Source organism: Hydrogenophaga sp. (genome assembly GCF_036675665.1).
GTDB lineage: Bacteria > Pseudomonadota > Gammaproteobacteria > Burkholderiales > Burkholderiaceae_C > Hydrogenophaga.
The window spans coordinates 55410-70195 of the sequence record NZ_JAKFEO010000040.1 but is presented as its reverse complement, the minus strand read 5'-3'; the positions used below and the strand labels follow the sequence as shown (position 1 = coordinate 70195).

At 63.2% G+C, this 14786-nt stretch carries 14 protein-coding genes and 1 tRNA gene; all 15 read left to right on the top strand.

What is annotated here, in order from left to right; translation table 11 throughout:
• The first annotated feature begins 9 nt into the window (after positions 1-9).
• The 15 genes from V6M63_RS16335 to nuoN all read left to right on the top strand — a co-directional run bounded on the left by V6M63_RS16335 (position 10) and on the right by nuoN (position 14729).
• Positions 10-94 (top strand) — tRNA-Leu (locus V6M63_RS16335).
• 47 nt (positions 95-141) lie between these two features.
• On the top strand, positions 142-501 hold the full coding sequence (locus V6M63_RS16330) for an NADH-quinone oxidoreductase subunit A (RefSeq protein ID WP_332743581.1): 360 nt from the start codon (positions 142-144) through the stop codon (positions 499-501).
• A 36-nt stretch (positions 502-537) separates the two neighbouring features.
• On the top strand, positions 538-1017 hold the full coding sequence (locus tag V6M63_RS16325; protein WP_056273769.1) for a NuoB/complex I 20 kDa subunit family protein: 480 nt from the start codon (positions 538-540) through the stop codon (positions 1015-1017).
• 44 nt (positions 1018-1061) lie between these two features.
• Positions 1062-1685, top strand: a complete 624-nt coding sequence (locus tag V6M63_RS16320) for an NADH-quinone oxidoreductase subunit C (RefSeq protein WP_332743579.1) — start codon at positions 1062-1064, stop codon at positions 1683-1685.
• A gap of 27 nt (positions 1686-1712) precedes the next feature.
• Positions 1713-2966, top strand: a complete 1254-nt coding sequence (locus V6M63_RS16315) for an NADH-quinone oxidoreductase subunit D (RefSeq protein ID WP_332743578.1) — start codon at positions 1713-1715, stop codon at positions 2964-2966.
• Positions 2963-3484: an NADH-quinone oxidoreductase subunit NuoE gene (gene nuoE / locus V6M63_RS16310; protein ID WP_332743576.1), complete on the top strand. Its 522-nt coding sequence runs from the start codon at positions 2963-2965 to the stop codon at positions 3482-3484. Before V6M63_RS16315 ends, nuoE begins: the two co-directional genes overlap by 4 nt.
• Positions 3481-4854, top strand: coding sequence for an NADH-quinone oxidoreductase subunit NuoF (gene nuoF / locus V6M63_RS16305; RefSeq protein ID WP_332743574.1), 1374 nt, complete (start codon positions 3481-3483; stop codon positions 4852-4854). Before nuoE ends, nuoF begins: the two co-directional genes overlap by 4 nt.
• Before the next feature lie 15 nt (positions 4855-4869).
• A complete protein-coding gene (gene nuoG / locus V6M63_RS16300; protein ID WP_332743572.1) occupies positions 4870-7002 on the top strand; it encodes an NADH-quinone oxidoreductase subunit NuoG in 2133 nt (710 codons plus the stop codon).
• Positions 6999-8081 (top strand): NADH-quinone oxidoreductase subunit NuoH, encoded by a 1083-nt coding sequence (gene nuoH, locus V6M63_RS16295; protein ID WP_332743570.1) that lies wholly within the window; start codon positions 6999-7001, stop codon positions 8079-8081. The genes nuoG and nuoH overlap by 4 nt, the downstream gene beginning before the upstream one ends.
• 14 nt (positions 8082-8095) lie before the next feature.
• Positions 8096-8632: an NADH-quinone oxidoreductase subunit NuoI gene (gene nuoI / locus V6M63_RS16290; protein WP_332743568.1), complete on the top strand. Its 537-nt coding sequence runs from the start codon at positions 8096-8098 to the stop codon at positions 8630-8632.
• A gap of 51 nt (positions 8633-8683) precedes the next feature.
• On the top strand, positions 8684-9340 hold the full coding sequence (locus tag V6M63_RS16285; RefSeq protein ID WP_332743566.1) for an NADH-quinone oxidoreductase subunit J: 657 nt from the start codon (positions 8684-8686) through the stop codon (positions 9338-9340).
• Positions 9337-9645: an NADH-quinone oxidoreductase subunit NuoK gene (nuoK, locus tag V6M63_RS16280; RefSeq protein WP_332743564.1), complete on the top strand. Its 309-nt coding sequence runs from the start codon at positions 9337-9339 to the stop codon at positions 9643-9645. The genes V6M63_RS16285 and nuoK overlap by 4 nt, the downstream gene beginning before the upstream one ends.
• 25 nt (positions 9646-9670) lie before the next feature.
• The gene (gene nuoL / locus V6M63_RS16275; protein ID WP_332743563.1) at positions 9671-11698 is read left to right on the top strand and encodes an NADH-quinone oxidoreductase subunit L; all 2028 of its coding nucleotides are present in this window, start codon (positions 9671-9673) and stop codon (positions 11696-11698) included.
• Positions 11699-11719: 21 nt separating this feature from the next.
• Complete coding sequence (locus V6M63_RS16270; RefSeq protein ID WP_332743561.1) at positions 11720-13198, top strand: NADH-quinone oxidoreductase subunit M; 1479 nt, start codon at positions 11720-11722, stop codon at positions 13196-13198.
• 34 nt (positions 13199-13232) lie between these two features.
• The gene (nuoN, locus tag V6M63_RS16265; protein WP_332743560.1) at positions 13233-14729 is read left to right on the top strand and encodes an NADH-quinone oxidoreductase subunit NuoN; all 1497 of its coding nucleotides are present in this window, start codon (positions 13233-13235) and stop codon (positions 14727-14729) included.
• Positions 14730-14786 lie beyond the last annotated feature (57 nt).

Below are 14786 nucleotides of genomic sequence, written 5' to 3'. Positions count from 1 at the left end.
TGCAGACCAGCCGACGTGGTGAAATTGGTAGACACGCTATCTTGAGGGGGTAGTGGCGAAAGCTGTGCGAGTTCGAGTCTCGCCGTCGGCACCAATCTTTGGACAACACGGCCCCACGCCGTGTCAGTGGAACAGACCAAGATGAGTCTCGAACAATACCTACCTGTGCTCCTGTTCATCTTGGTGGGTGTTTCCATCGGGATCATCCCGCAGGTCCTGGGTTACATCCTTGGCCCGAACTTGCCGGACGCCGAGAAGAACTCCCCTTACGAATGCGGCTTCGAAGCCTTCGAAGATGCCCGCATGAAGTTTGACGTGCGCTACTACCTCGTGGCCATCCTCTTCATTCTCTTCGACCTCGAGATCGCTTTCCTCATTCCCTGGGCCGTGGCCTTCTCCGACATCGGCATGACCGGCTTTCTCGCTGGCGTCGTTTTCCTCGTCATTCTTACCGTGGGCTTTGCCTACGAGTGGAAGAAGGGTGCGCTGGATTGGGAATGAGCAACACGACCACACACGAATGCACCGGAGCGGCTCATGATTGAAGGCGTCTTCAAGGAAGGTTTCGTCACCACCAGCTACGACTCGGTGGTGAACTGGGCCAAGACCGGCTCGCTGTGGCCCATGACCTTCGGTCTGGCCTGTTGCGCGGTCGAAATGATGCACGCGGCTGCCGCGCGTTACGACATCGGCCGCTTCGGCTCCGAGGTGTTTCGTGCCAGTCCGCGCCAGTCCGATCTGATGATTGTGGCCGGTACCCTATGCAACAAGATGGCGCCCGCTTTGCGCAAGGTCTACGACCAGATGGCCGAGCCGCGCTGGGTGCTCTCCATGGGCTCGTGTGCCAACGGCGGCGGCTACTACCACTACAGCTATTCCGTGGTGCGTGGTTGCGACCGTATCGTGCCGGTGGATGTGTATGTGCCCGGATGCCCGCCCACGGCCGAAGCCCTGCTGTACGGAATCATCCAGCTGCAGCAAAAGATCCGTCGCACCCAGACCATCGCCCGCGCCTGAGCGCCAGCGGCTGAACGGTGAACCGAGTCCCACGAGACGCATCCATGACCGACACCCCAACGACCCACTACGCTGTTGCGCCGGAGGCCTTGAAGCTTGCACTGACCGAGTTGCTCGGTGACCGCGTGACCTCGCTCGAGGTGGTTCGCGAAGAGCTCACGCTGACCGTGGCAGCCGTCCACTATTTCGAGGTCATGCAAACCCTGCGCGATGCGCCGCAGGCCGCGTTCGAGCAGCTCATCGATCTCTGCGGCATGGACTACCAGACGTATGGTGACGGTCGCTGGGAAGGCCAACGCTTCGCCGCCGTGGTGCACCTGCTGTCGGTGAGCCACAACCACCGCGTTCGCGTGCGGGTGTTCTGCCCCGAGGACGACTTCCCCGTGCTGGCTTCGGTCACGCCGCTGTGGGCTGCGGCCAACTGGTACGAGCGTGAAGCGTTTGACCTGTTCGGCATCGTGTTCGAGGGTCACGACGATCTGCGCCGCATCCTCACCGATTACGGCTTCATCGGTCACCCCTTCCGCAAGGACTTCCCACTGTCGGGCCATGTCGAAATGCGTTACGACGCCGAGCGCCAGCGCGTGATCTATGAGCCGGTGAGCATCGAACCCCGCGAAATCACGCCGCGCATCATCCGCGAAGACAACTACGGGGGCCTGCACTGAAGGCTGCGGCCTTCCTGCGACATCGTCATGGCTGAAATCAAGAACTACACCCTCAACTTCGGTCCGCAGCACCCGGCCGCCCACGGCGTGCTGCGTCTGGTGCTCGAGCTCGACGGCGAGGTCGTGCAACGCGCCGATCCGCACATCGGCCTGCTGCACCGCGCCACCGAAAAACTCGCCGAGCACAAGACCTACATCCAGTCGCTGCCCTACATGGACCGGCTCGACTATGTGTCGATGATGTGCAACGAGCACGCCTACTGCCTGGCCATCGAGAAGCTGCTCGGTATCGACGTGCCGATCCGTGCGCAGTACATCCGCGTGATGTTCAGCGAGATCACGCGTCTGCTCAACCACCTGATGTGGCTGGGCTCGCACGGCAACGATTGCGGCAGTTCCACCATCCTGATCTACGCCTTCCGCGAGCGCGAGGATCTGTTCGACATGTACGAGGCGGTGTCGGGTGCGCGCATGCATGCGGCTTACTTCCGCCCGGGCGGCGTGTACCGGGATCTGCCCGCGACCATGCCGCAGTACCAGCACAGCAAGATTCGCAACGCCCGCGCTCTTGCAGAGATGAACACCAACCGCCAGGGTTCGTTGCTGGACTTCATCGACGACTTCACCAGGCGCTTCCCCACGTACCTGGCCGAATACCACACGCTGCTGACCGACAACCGCATCTGGAAACAGCGCACCGTGGGCATCGGCGTGGTCACGCCCGAGCGCGCGCTCAACCTGGGCATGACCGGCCCCATGCTGCGCGGCTCCGGCATCGCCTGGGATCTGCGCAAGAAACAACCGTACGACGTCTACGGACAGATGGACTTCGACATTCCCGTGGGCAAGACCGGCGATTGCTACGACCGCTATCTGGTGCGCATGGAAGAGATGAAGCAGTCCAACCGCATCATCGAGCAGTGCTCGAAGTGGTTGCGCGCCAACCCCGGCCCGGTGATCACCGACAACCACAAGGTGGCAGCGCCCGGCCGTGAGGCCATGAAGGCCAACATGGAAGAGCTGATCCACCACTTCAAGCTGTTCACCGAAGGCTTCCATGTGCCTGAGGGCGAGGCCTACGCCGCGGTCGAGCATCCCAAGGGTGAGTTCGGTATTTACCTGGTGAGTGATGGCGCCAACAAGCCCTACCGCCTGAAGATCCGCGCGCCCGGTTTTGCGCACCTCGCCACGATGGACGAGATGGCACGCGGCCACATGCTGGCCGACGCCGTGGCCATCATCGGCACCATGGACATTGTTTTCGGGGAGATCGACCGATGAGCACCGGCCACCCAGTTGCCGCTGTGACGTTCAGCAGCGCCACCCTGCAGCGCTTTGCGCGCGAGGTCGCCAAGTACCCGGCCGACCAGGCGCAGTCGGCCGTGATGGCATGTCTGGCCATCATCCAGCAGGAGATGGGTTTCGTGAGCACTGGCGCCGAAGAGTCGCTGGCTGCCTACCTGGGCATGGAGCCGATCGCCGTGCACGAGGTGACGACCTTCTACAACATGTACAACCAGCAGCCGACGGGCAAGTTCAAGCTCAACGTCTGCACCAACCTGCCATGCCAGCTGCGCGATGGCCAGAGTGCGCTGCACCATCTGGAGCACAAACTCGGCATCGGCATGGGGCAGACCACCGCCGATGGTCTGTTCACCCTGCAGCAGAGCGAATGTCTGGGTGCCTGCGCCGACTCGCCCGTGATGCTGGTCAATGACCGCCACATGTGCAGCTTCATGAGCAACGACAAACTGGATCAGTTGATCGACGGTTTGCGTGCCTCGGAAGGACAGCCATGAACGCCGAACAGATCCTCTCGCAGTTCCGCGCCAACGGCGTGCAGACCTGCTTCCACGGCCGCCACATCAATCCCCAGATCTATGCCGACCTCGACGGTGGCAACTGGTCGCTCAAGGACTACATGGCCCGCGGGGGATACCAGGCCTTGCGCAAGGTGCTGGGCAAGGACGGCGCCGAGCCGGCCGGTGATCCACCGGTGGTGGGCATGACACAGGACCAGGTGATTGCCACGTTGAAGGAATCGGCGCTGCGCGGCCGCGGCGGTGCGGGTTTCCCCACCGGTCTGAAGTGGAGCTTCATGCCGCGCCAGTTCCCGGGCCAGAAGTACCTGGTGTGCAACTCCGATGAAGGCGAGCCCGGCACCTGCAAGGACCGCGACATCCTGATGTACAACCCGCACATCGTGATCGAAGGCATGGCCATCGCTGCGTTCGCGATGGGCATCAGCGTGGGCTACAACTACATCCACGGTGAAATCTTCGAAGCCTACGACCGCTTCGAAGCCGCGCTGGAAGAAGCCCGCGCCGCCGGCCTGCTGGGTGACAACATCCTGGACAGTGGCTTCAACTTCCAGCTGCACGCATTTCACGGCTTCGGCGCCTACATCTGCGGCGAAGAAACCGCACTGCTTGAATCACTCGAAGGCAAGAAAGGGCAACCGCGTTTCAAGCCGCCGTTCCCGGCCAGCTTCGGCCTGTATGGCAAGCCCACCACGATCAACAACACCGAAACCTTCGCGGCGGTGCCCTGGATCATTCGCAACGGTGGCGCGGCCTACCTCGCTTGCGGCAAGCCCAACAACGGTGGCACCAAGATCTTCTCGGTCAGCGGTGACGTGGAGATGCCCGGCAACTACGAAGTGCCCATGGGTACGCCGTTCAGCAAGTTGCTCGAGCTTGCCGGTGGCGTGCGCAAGGGCCGCACGCTCAAGGCCGTGATTCCCGGCGGCTCGTCCGCACCCGTGCTGCCCGCATCCATCATGATGGACTGCACCATGGACTACGACTCGATCTCCAAGGCTGGCTCCATGCTGGGTTCGGGCGCCGTGATCGTGATGGACGACAGCCGTTGCATGGTCGAGTCGCTCAAGCGCCTGTCCTATTTCTACATGCACGAATCGTGTGGCCAGTGCACGCCGTGTCGCGAAGGCACGGGCTGGCTCTGGCGCATGGTCAGTCGCATCGACCAGGGCGAAGGTCGTCCGGCCGACATGGCGCTGCTGGACAACGTGGCCGAGAACATCATGGGCCGCACCATCTGCGCCCTGGGCGATGCTGCGGCCATGCCGGTGCGCGCCATGATCAAACATTTCCGGCACGAGTTCGAGGCCAAGATCGCGGCCGCTCAGTCGCCAGCCAAGGCTGCTTGAAAGAAAAAAACTCCCATGGTTGAAATCGAACTCGACGGCAAGAAGGTGGAAGTGCCCCCGGGCAGCATGGTCATGCATGCGGCCGAAAAGGCCGGCACCTACATCCCGCATTTCTGCTACCACAAGAAGCTGTCCATCGCGGCCAACTGCCGCATGTGCCTGGTCGATGTGGAGAAAGCGCCCAAGCCCATGCCGGCCTGCGCCACGCCGGTCACGCAGGGCATGATCGTGCGCACCAAGAGCGACAAGGCGATCAAGGCGCAGCAGTCGGTGATGGAGTTCCTGCTCATCAACCATCCACTGGATTGCCCCATTTGCGATCAGGGCGGCGAATGCCAACTGCAGGATCTGGCTGTGGGTTACGGCAGCTCGGGGTCTCGCTACGAGGAAGAGAAACGCGTCGTTTTCCACAAGGACGTGGGCCCGCTCATCTCCATGGCGGAAATGAGCCGCTGCATCCACTGCACCCGCTGCGTGCGCTTTGGCCAGGAAGTGGCCGGCGTGATGGAGCTGGGCATGATCCACCGCGGCGAACACTCCGAGATCACCACGGTGCTCGGCGATACCGTCGACTCCGAGCTCTCGGGCAACATGATCGACATCTGCCCGGTCGGCGCGCTCACCAGCAAACCGTTCCGCTACAGCGCCCGCACCTGGGAGCTCTCACGCCGCAAGAGCGTGAGTCCGCACGACAGCACCGGCGCCAACCTGATCGTCCAGGTGAAGAACCACAAGGTCATGCGCGTGGTGCCGCTGGAAAATGAGGCCGTCAACGAATGCTGGATCGCCGACCGCGACCGTTTCTCGTACGAGGCCGTCAACAGCGAAGACCGACTGACCGCGCCCATGCTCAAGCAGGGCGGTGAGTGGCACACCGTCGACTGGCAAACCGCTCTCGAGTACGTGGCCAATGGCCTCAAGCAGGTCAAGGCCGAACACGGCGCCGCTGCCATCGGTCTGCTGGCCAGCCCGCACAGCACGGTGGAAGAGCTGGCCTTGGCCGGCGCCCTGGTGCGCGGCCTGGGCAGCCAGAATATCGACGCTCGCCTTCGCCATGCCGATTTCTCCAATGCCGCGCCTGCGGGTGCCGCGCGCTGGCTGGGCCTGCCGATCGCGTCGCTCTCCACGCTGCAACGCGTGCTGGTGGTGGGCTCCAACCTGCGCAAGGACCACCCGCTGTTCGCGCAGCGCATTCGTCAGGCCGCCCGCAAGGGTTGCCAGGTCAACGTGCTCGGCGCCGAGCAGCAGGACTGGGCCATGGCGGTGAAAAACACCGTGCTGGCCGACAGCAGCACATGGGTGTCGGCGCTGGCCGGCATCGCAGCCGCCGTGGCCACCGACACCGGTGCCACCGCACCGGCGACCGCTGACGTGACCGATGCGCACCGCGCCGTGGCCAAGTCGCTGCTGGGCGGCGAACACAAGGCCATCCTGCTCGGCAACGCCGCTGCACACCACGAAAAAGCGGCCAGCCTGCTGTCGCTGGCGAACTGGATCGCGCAGCAGACGGGCGCCTCCGTGGGCTACCTGAGCGAGGCCGCCAACACCGTGGGCGCGCAACTCGTCAACGCCGTGCCAGGGCAGGGCGGTTTGAATGCCGGTCAGATGCTGGGTAGCGCGCTGAAAGCCGTGATCCTGCTCAACATCGAGCCCCAGGACGACACGGCCGCGGGTGCGAACGGACTGTCCAATGCAGGCATGGTCGTCACGCTCAGCCCGTTCAAAACCAACCTCGACGTGAGCGACGTGCTGTTGCCGATCGCGCCGTTCACCGAAACATCGGGCTCCTTCGTGAACGCCGAAGGCCGCCTGCAGAGTTTCCACGCCGTGGTTCGCCCACTGGGTGAAACGCGCCCGGCCTGGAAGGTGATCCGCGTGCTGGGCAACCTGCTCGGTCTGGCGGGTTTCGACGCAGATTCTTCGCAGGCCGTGCTGGCCAGTGCGCTGCCCGGCGTGGCGAGTGGGGCCGTGGTGGATGCTGCCCGTCTGCACAACGTCAGCGCCGCACCGATCGACGTGGCTCCCGCCGGTGCTGAGCCCTGCGTGGCCAGCATCTACCAGCTGGACGGCCTCGTGCGCCGCGCCCCGGCGCTGCAAATGACGGCCGACGCCCGTGCATCCCTGATCGCCGATGAGGTGCACGCATGATCGACGCGATGTACAACGGCGGCCTGGGGTTGTTCGCCGCACCCTGGTGGACCACGGCGGCCTGGCCCGTCATCTGGAACCTGATCAAGATCGTGGCCGTGCTGGCGCCGCTGATGGGCGCCGTGGCCTACCTCACGCTGTGGGAGCGCAAGCTGCTCGGCTGGATCCAGGTGCGTCACGGACCCAACCGCGTGGGTCCGTTCGGCCTGCTGCAGCCCATCGCGGACGCGCTCAAGCTGCTGACCAAGGAACTGATCCGTCCGAGCGCCGCCAGCAACGGCCTGTTCCGCCTGGGGCCGATCATGGCCATCATGCCGGCGCTGGCTGCCTGGGTGGCCGTGCCCTTCGGCCCGGAAGCCGTGCTGGCCAATGTGAACGCGGGCCTGCTGCTGATCCTGGCCATCACCTCGATCGAGGTCTATGGCGTGATCATCGCGGGCTGGGCCTCCAACTCGAAATACGCCTTCCTCGGAGCGCTGCGCGCATCGGCGCAGATGGTGAGCTACGAGATCGCCATCGGCTTCTGCTTCCTGGTTGTCGTCATGGTCTCGGGCAGCCTGAACCTGGTCGACATCGTGAACTCGCAGGGGCGCGGCATGGCCGCTTCTCAAGGCCTGAACTTCCTGTCGTGGAACTGGTTGCCGCTGCTGCCGATCTTCTTCGTCTACCTGATTTCCGGCGTGGCCGAAACCAACCGCCATCCGTTCGACGTGGTCGAGGGTGAGGCCGAGATCGTGGCGGGTCACATGGTCGAGTACTCGGGCATGGGCTTTGCCATCTTCTTCCTGGCTGAATACGCCAGCATGTGGCTGATCTCGATCCTGGGGGTGCTGATGTTTCTGGGTGGCTGGCTGCCGCCCATCGACAGCGCACTGTTCAACTGGATCCCCGGCTGGATCTGGCTGGGCCTCAAAACCTTCCTCGTGGTGTCCATGTTCATCTGGATCCGCGCCACGTTCCCGCGCTTCCGCTACGACCAGATCATGCGTCTGGGCTGGAAGATCTTCATTCCCGTCACGCTCATCTACCTGCTGCTTGTCGGCGGACTGATGCAGACCTCGTGGAACCTCTGGAAATAAGGGCGCGATCGATCATGTCTTCCATCACCGCCAATCCCGCAGCTTCCCCTGTCGTCGTGGCACCGTTTTCTTTCCGCGATTTTCTCAGCAGCTTCCTGCTGGTGGAGCTGATCAAGGGCATGGCCCTGACCGGTCGCTACGCCTTCAAGCGCAAGATCACGGTGCAGTTTCCCGAAGAAAAGACGCCGCTGTCGCCGCGGTTCCGGGGCCTGCACGCTCTGCGCCGCTATGAAAACGGCGAAGAGCGGTGCATCGCCTGCAAGCTGTGCGAAGCTGTCTGCCCGGCACTTGCGATCACCATCGAATCCGATGTGCGCGAGGACGGCTCGCGCCGCACGACGCGCTATGACATCGACCTGACCAAGTGCATCTTCTGCGGCTTCTGCGAAGAGAGCTGCCCGGTCGATTCGATCGTCGAGACGCACATCCTCGAATACCACGGTGAGAAGCGCGGTGACCTGTACTTCACCAAAGAAATGCTGCTGGCCGTGGGCGACCGGTACGAAACCGAGATTGCCGCTGCCCGGGCCGCCGACGCCCCTTACCGCTGATCCGTTCTGAGCCCGGACTCCGACCGGAACAGACGACACAAGAACAACGCCATGGATTACCAGACCGGCTTTTTTTACCTCTTCGCCGCGGTGCTGCTGTTTGCAGCCTTTCGCGTCGTCACCGCGCGCAACCCGGTGCATGCCGTGCTGTTCCTCATGCTGGCGTTCTCGCAGGCGGCCGCCCTGTGGTTGCTGCTGAAGGCGGAATTCCTCGGCATCACCCTGGTGCTGGTGTACCTGGGTGCGGTGATGGTGCTGTTCCTGTTCGTCGTGATGATGCTCGACATCAACCTGGACGGCGTGCGCAAGGGCTTCTGGAAACACTTTCCGCTCGCCGCCATCCTCGGCGGCTTTGTGGCGGTCGAACTGATTGCCGTTCTGTTTGCGGGTTTCCCGAGTCTCACGACCAACCCCGATGCGGCCGGTGCCGGCATCAACGCCGCCAACTACTCCAACACACGTGAACTCGGCCTGCTGCTCTACACCGAGTACCTGTACCCCATTGAAGTCGCTGCCGTGATCCTGCTGGTGGCCATGATTGCCGCCATCGCCCTGACCCTGCGCCAGCGCAAGGACAGCAAGGCCATCAACCCGGGTTTGCAGGTGCACGTGCGCGCCGGCGACCGCCTGGTGGTCATGCCGATGGCCGCGACGCAGAAAGCCCCACCCGCTGTTGAAGCGTCGACCGCTGAGGAGGCCAAGCCATGAACGTGACCCTGGGCCATTTCCTCGCCGTGGGCGCGATCCTGTTCGCGATCTCGGTCGTCGGCATCTTCCTCAACCGCAAGAACCTGATCGTGCTGCTCATGGCCATCGAGCTGATGCTGCTGGCGGTGAACATGAACTTCGTGGCCTTCTCGCACTATCTGGGTGACATGCACGGCCAGGTGTTCGTGTTCTTCATCCTGACCGTGGCTGCCGCCGAGTCGGCCATCGGCCTGGCCATCCTTGTGCTGCTGTTCCGCAACAAGAATTCGATCAGCGTCGAAGAGCTCAACACGCTCAAAGGCTGAGTCCCAGCCCCAAGACAAGAACATCATGAGCACCACCCTCTCTGCCAGCACCCTGCTCGCCGTCCCCATGGCGCCGCTGATCGGCGCGGCCCTGGCCGGCATCCTGGGCACCACCTTCGGTGGCAATGTCATCGGTCGCCGCGCTTCGCACACGCTCACCATTCTGGGTGTGTTGATCGCGTTCATCCTGTCGGCCATGACGCTCAAGAGCGTGGCCATGGACGGCGCCCGCTTCAACGAAACCCTCTACACCTGGATGGTGGTGGGTGGCCTGAAGATGGAAATCGGCTTCCTGGTCGATGGCCTCACCGCGATGATGATGGTGGTCGTGACCTTCGTCTCGCTCATGGTGCACCTCTACACCATCGGCTACATGGAAGAGGACGAGGGCTACAACCGCTTCTTCGCCTACATCTCGCTGTTCACCTTCTCCATGCTCATGCTGGTCATGAGCAACAACCTGCTGCAGCTGTTCTTCGGCTGGGAAGCCGTGGGTCTGGTGTCCTATCTGCTGATCGGCTTCTGGTTCAACAAGCCCACGGCGATCTTCGCCAACATGAAGGCCTTCCTGGTCAACCGGGTGGGCGACTTCGGTTTCATCCTGGGCATCGGCCTGATCGTGGCCTATGCCGGCACGCTCAACTACGCCGAGGTGTTCGCCAAGGCGCCCGAACTCGGCCAGCTCGGCTTCCCGGGCACCGACTGGCTGCTGATCACCGTGATCTGCATCTGCCTGTTCATCGGCGCCATGGGCAAGAGCGCGCAGTTCCCGTTGCATGTGTGGCTGCCCGACTCCATGGAAGGCCCCACCCCCATCTCCGCGCTGATCCACGCCGCCACGATGGTGACGGCCGGCATCTTCATGGTCGCGCGCATGTCGCCGCTGTTCGAGCTGTCGGACACGGCGCTGAACGTCATCATGGTGATCGGTGCCATCACCGCGCTGTTCATGGGCTTCCTGGGCATCATCCAGAACGACATCAAGCGCATCGTCGCGTACTCCACGCTTTCGCAGCTGGGCTACATGACGGTGGCGCTCGGCGCTTCCGCCTACTCGGTGGCGGTGTTCCACCTGATGACGCACGCCTTCTTCAAGGCGCTGCTGTTCCTGGCGGCGGGCTCGGTGATCATGGGCCTGCACCACAACCAGGACATCCGCTGGATGGGCGCCGTGCGCAAGTACATGCCCATCACCTGGATCACGTCGCTGCTGGGCACGCTGGCCTTGATCGGCACGCCGCTGTTCTCGGGCTTCTACTCCAAAGACTCCATCATCGAGGCGGTGCACTTCAGCAATTTGCCGGCCTCCGGCTTCGCCTACTTTGCGGTGCTTGCCGGTGTGTTCGTCACCTCCTTCTATTCTTTCCGGCTGTACTTCCTGGTGTTCCACGGCCAGGAGCGTTATGACCAGAACCCGGATGCACACCACGACGACCACGGTCATCACGATGACCACGGACATGGTGACGGCAAGCCGCACGAATCGCCCTGGGTCGTGACGGTGCCGCTGGTGCTGCTGGCCATTCCCTCGGTGGTGATCGGCTTCATGACCATCCAGCCCATGTTGTTCGGTGACTTCTTCAAGGACGCGATCGTCATCAACGCCGCGGCCCACCCGGCCATGGCGACCTTCGCCGAAGAGTTCCACGGCGCCTTGTCGATGGCAGCGCACTCGCTCTACACCCCGCCGCTGTACCTGGCCCTGGCCGGTGCCGTGAGCGCCTGGTACATGTACCTGATCAACCCAGCCGTGCCGGCCGCCATCGGCCGCGCGTTGCGTCCGCTGGTGGTCATCCTCGAGAACAAGTACTACATGGACTGGTTCAACGAAAACGTGCTGGCCAAAGGCGCGCGCGGTTTGGGTATCGGACTCTGGAAGGGCGGTGACCGCGGTGTGATCGAAGGCGGCGTGGTCAACGCCAGCTGGAAGCTCGTGGGTGTGGTCTCTGGCGTGGTGCGCCGTGCGCAGACCGGCTACCTGTACCACTACGCGCTGATGATGATCGTGGGTGTGCTGCTGTTCATGACGTACTTCGTCTGGCTCGCCAAATAAAACAAGAGGAAGAAGAACATCATGGGTTTGCTGAGCCTTGCCATCTGGACGCCCATCTTTTTTGGCGTCGTGCTGCTGGCCCTGGGCCGTGTCGACCAGGCGCCGTTGGTGCGCTGGATCGCGTTGGTGGGTTCGGTGGTGGGCCTGGCGGTCACCGTGCCGCTCTACACCGGTTTTGAGTTGGGCACCGCTGCCTTGCAGTTCGTCGAAAAACGCCCTTGGATCGAAAACTTCAACATCCACTACCACCTCGGCGTGGACGGCATTTCGTTGTGGCTGATCCCGCTCACCGCGTTCATCAATGTGGTGGTGGTCGTGGCCAGCTGGGAATCCATCACGACGCGCGTGAACCAGTACATGGGCGCCTTCCTGATCCTCTCGGGTCTGATGATCGGCGTCTTCAGCGCGCAGGATGCGATGCTGTTCTACGTGTTCTTCGAAGCCACCCTGATCCCGATGTACCTGATCATCGGCATCTGGGGCGGCCCGAACAAGATCTACGCGGCTTTCAAGTTCTTCCTGTACACGCTGCTGGGCTCGCTGCTGATGCTGGTGGCGCTGATCTACCTGTACACCGTGTCCGGTGGCAGTTTCGCGCTGGCCGACTGGTACAAGCTGCCACTGAGCAGCACCGCGCAGACCCTGCTGTTCTTCGCTTTCTTCGCGGCCTTCGCGGTGAAAGTGCCGATGTGGCCGGTGCACACCTGGCTGCCCGACGTGCACGTGGAAGCGCCCACCGGCGGCTCCGCCGTGCTGGCCGCCATCATGCTCAAGCTGGGTGCCTACGGCTTCCTGCGTTTCTCGCTGCCCATCTTGCCCGACGCCTCGCACCAATGGGCCTGGCTCATGATCGCGCTCTCGCTGATCGCGGTGATCTACGTGGGCCTGGTGGCCATGGTCCAGCAGGACATGAAGAAACTCGTGGCGTATTCGTCTGTGGCCCACATGGGCTTCGTCACGCTGGGCTTCTTCGTCTTCAGCGACCTCGGCGTGTCGGGTGGCATCGTGCAGATGATTGCCCACGGCTTTGTGTCGGCCGCCATGTTCCTGGGCATCGGCGTGCTGTACGACCGCGTGCACTCGCGCGAGATCGCCGACTACGGTGGTGTGGTGAACACCATGCCGAAGTTCGCGGCTTTTGCGCTGCTCTTCACCATGGCCAACTGCGGCCTGCCGGGCACGGCCGGCTTCGTGGGTGAATGGATGGTGATCCTGGCGGCGGTGAAGGCCAGCTTCTGGATGGGTCTGCTCGCCGCATCGGCGCTGATCTTCGGCGCGGCCTACTCGCTGTGGATGTACAAGCGGGTGTACCTCGGCGCCGCGGGCAACGACAACGTGAAGGCCCTCATCGACCTCAATCCACGCGAATTCCTCGTGATGGCGGTGCTGGCGGTGGCGGTGCTCTTCATGGGCGTGTACCCCAAGCCCTTCACCGACGTGATGGATGCTTCCGTGGCGGAGTTGCTGCGCCACGTGGCCGTCTCCAAGCTGCCCCAGTGAGCCAGGCCCGCCACACGACACAAGAGAACGAACAATGATTGACAAGCTCAGCTGGGTCGCGGCCTACCCTGAAATCCTCCTGCTGACGATGGCCTGTGTGATCGCTCTGGCCGATCTGACGGTGAAGTCGCCCCTGCGCGGTGCTACCTACGCGCTGACCCTGCTTTCGCTCGGTGCGGTGGCACTGTTGCTCGGCATGGCGGCCGTCTCGGGCACCACCACCCTGGGCTTCGGCGGCATGATCGTCAGCGACCCCATGGGCAACTGGCTCAAGTGCTTCGCCACCATCGCCATGATGGTCACGCTGGTTTATGGCCGCGACTACGCCGGCCAACGCGACATGCTGCGCGGCGGTGAGATGTTCACCCTGTCCATGTTCGCGCTGCTGGGCATGTTCGTCATGATCTCGGGCCACAACTTCCTGGTGATCTACCTTGGTCTGGAACTGCTCACGCTGTCCAGCTATGCATTGGTGGCGCTGCGCCGCGACGACGTGCAGGCGACCGAGGCGGCCATGAAGTATTTCGTGCTCGGCGCGCTGGCCAGCGGCTTCCTGCTCTACGGCCTGTCCATGGTGTACGGCGCCACTGGCTCACTCGACCTGTCCGAGGTGATGAAATCCATTGCTGGCGGAGAGGCCACGCTCAAGGGTTCAACGCAGGTGCTCACGTTGGGGCTGGTGTTCGTGGTTGCCGGTCTGGCCTTCAAGCTCGGCGTGGTGCCCTTCCACATGTGGGTGCCCGACGTCTACCACGGTGCCCCCACCGCCGTCACGCTCATGATCGGCGGCGCGCCCAAGCTGGCGGCCTTCGCGATCGTGATCCGCCTGCTGGTCGAAGGTCTGCAGCCGCTGGCCTTCGACTGGCAGCAGATGCTCGCGGTGCTGGCCGTCATGTCGCTGCTGGTGGGCAACTTCGCTGCCATCGCGCAGACCAATCTCAAGCGCATGCTGGCGTTCTCCACTATCGCGCAGATGGGCTTCATGCTGCTCGGTCTTCTTGCTGGTGTGGTCAACGGCGACACGGGCAACATGGCCAACGCCTACGGTTCATCCATGTTCTACGTCATCACCTATGTGTTGACGACGCTGGGCACCTTTGGCGTGATCCTGCTGCTGTCGCGCAGCGGTTTTGAGTCCGAGAACATCAGTGACCTGGCTGGCCTGAACCAGCGCAGCCCGTTGTATGCCGGCGTCATGGCCATCTGCATGTTCTCGCTGGCCGGTGTCCCTCCACTGGTGGGTTTCTACGCCAAGCTCTCGGTGCTGCAGGCGCTGCTGGCCTCTGGCGGGCCCTTCTATGTGGGCCTCGCGGTGTTCGCGGTCGTCATGTCGCTGATCGGCGCCTTCTACTACCTGCGCCTGGTCAAGTTGATGTACTTTGACGCGCCCACGCAGACCGCCGACATCGAGGCGGGTCTGGACGCGCGCTCGGTGCTCTCCATCAACGGTGCACTGGTACTGCTGCTGGGCATCTTGCCCGGTGGCCTCATGAGCCTGTGCGCCCAAGCCGTGGCGGCACTGTTCGCCTGAAGCCCGCAGGCCATCTCCGGTGAACTTGGCCGGCGGGGCCGGCTCATACCCTTCACC

Coding starts and splice junctions, on each gene's coding strand:
- nuoI (WP_332743568.1), top strand. CDS start 8,096: ATGTCTTCCATCACCGCCAATCCCGCAGCTTCCCCTGTCGTCGTGGCA.
- nuoH (WP_332743570.1), top strand. CDS start 6,999: ATGATCGACGCGATGTACAACGGCGGCCTGGGGTTGTTCGCCGCACCC.
- nuoF (WP_332743574.1), top strand. CDS start 3,481: ATGAACGCCGAACAGATCCTCTCGCAGTTCCGCGCCAACGGCGTGCAG.
- nuoN (WP_332743560.1), top strand. CDS start 13,233: ATGATTGACAAGCTCAGCTGGGTCGCGGCCTACCCTGAAATCCTCCTG.
- V6M63_RS16315 (WP_332743578.1), top strand. CDS start 1,713: ATGGCTGAAATCAAGAACTACACCCTCAACTTCGGTCCGCAGCACCCG.
- nuoG (WP_332743572.1), top strand. CDS start 4,870: ATGGTTGAAATCGAACTCGACGGCAAGAAGGTGGAAGTGCCCCCGGGC.
- V6M63_RS16320 (WP_332743579.1), top strand. CDS start 1,062: ATGACCGACACCCCAACGACCCACTACGCTGTTGCGCCGGAGGCCTTG.
- V6M63_RS16270 (WP_332743561.1), top strand. CDS start 11,720: ATGGGTTTGCTGAGCCTTGCCATCTGGACGCCCATCTTTTTTGGCGTC.
- nuoL (WP_332743563.1), top strand. CDS start 9,671: ATGAGCACCACCCTCTCTGCCAGCACCCTGCTCGCCGTCCCCATGGCG.
- V6M63_RS16330 (WP_332743581.1), top strand. CDS start 142: ATGAGTCTCGAACAATACCTACCTGTGCTCCTGTTCATCTTGGTGGGT.
- nuoK (WP_332743564.1), top strand. CDS start 9,337: ATGAACGTGACCCTGGGCCATTTCCTCGCCGTGGGCGCGATCCTGTTC.
- nuoE (WP_332743576.1), top strand. CDS start 2,963: ATGAGCACCGGCCACCCAGTTGCCGCTGTGACGTTCAGCAGCGCCACC.
- V6M63_RS16325 (WP_056273769.1), top strand. CDS start 538: ATGATTGAAGGCGTCTTCAAGGAAGGTTTCGTCACCACCAGCTACGAC.
- V6M63_RS16285 (WP_332743566.1), top strand. CDS start 8,684: ATGGATTACCAGACCGGCTTTTTTTACCTCTTCGCCGCGGTGCTGCTG.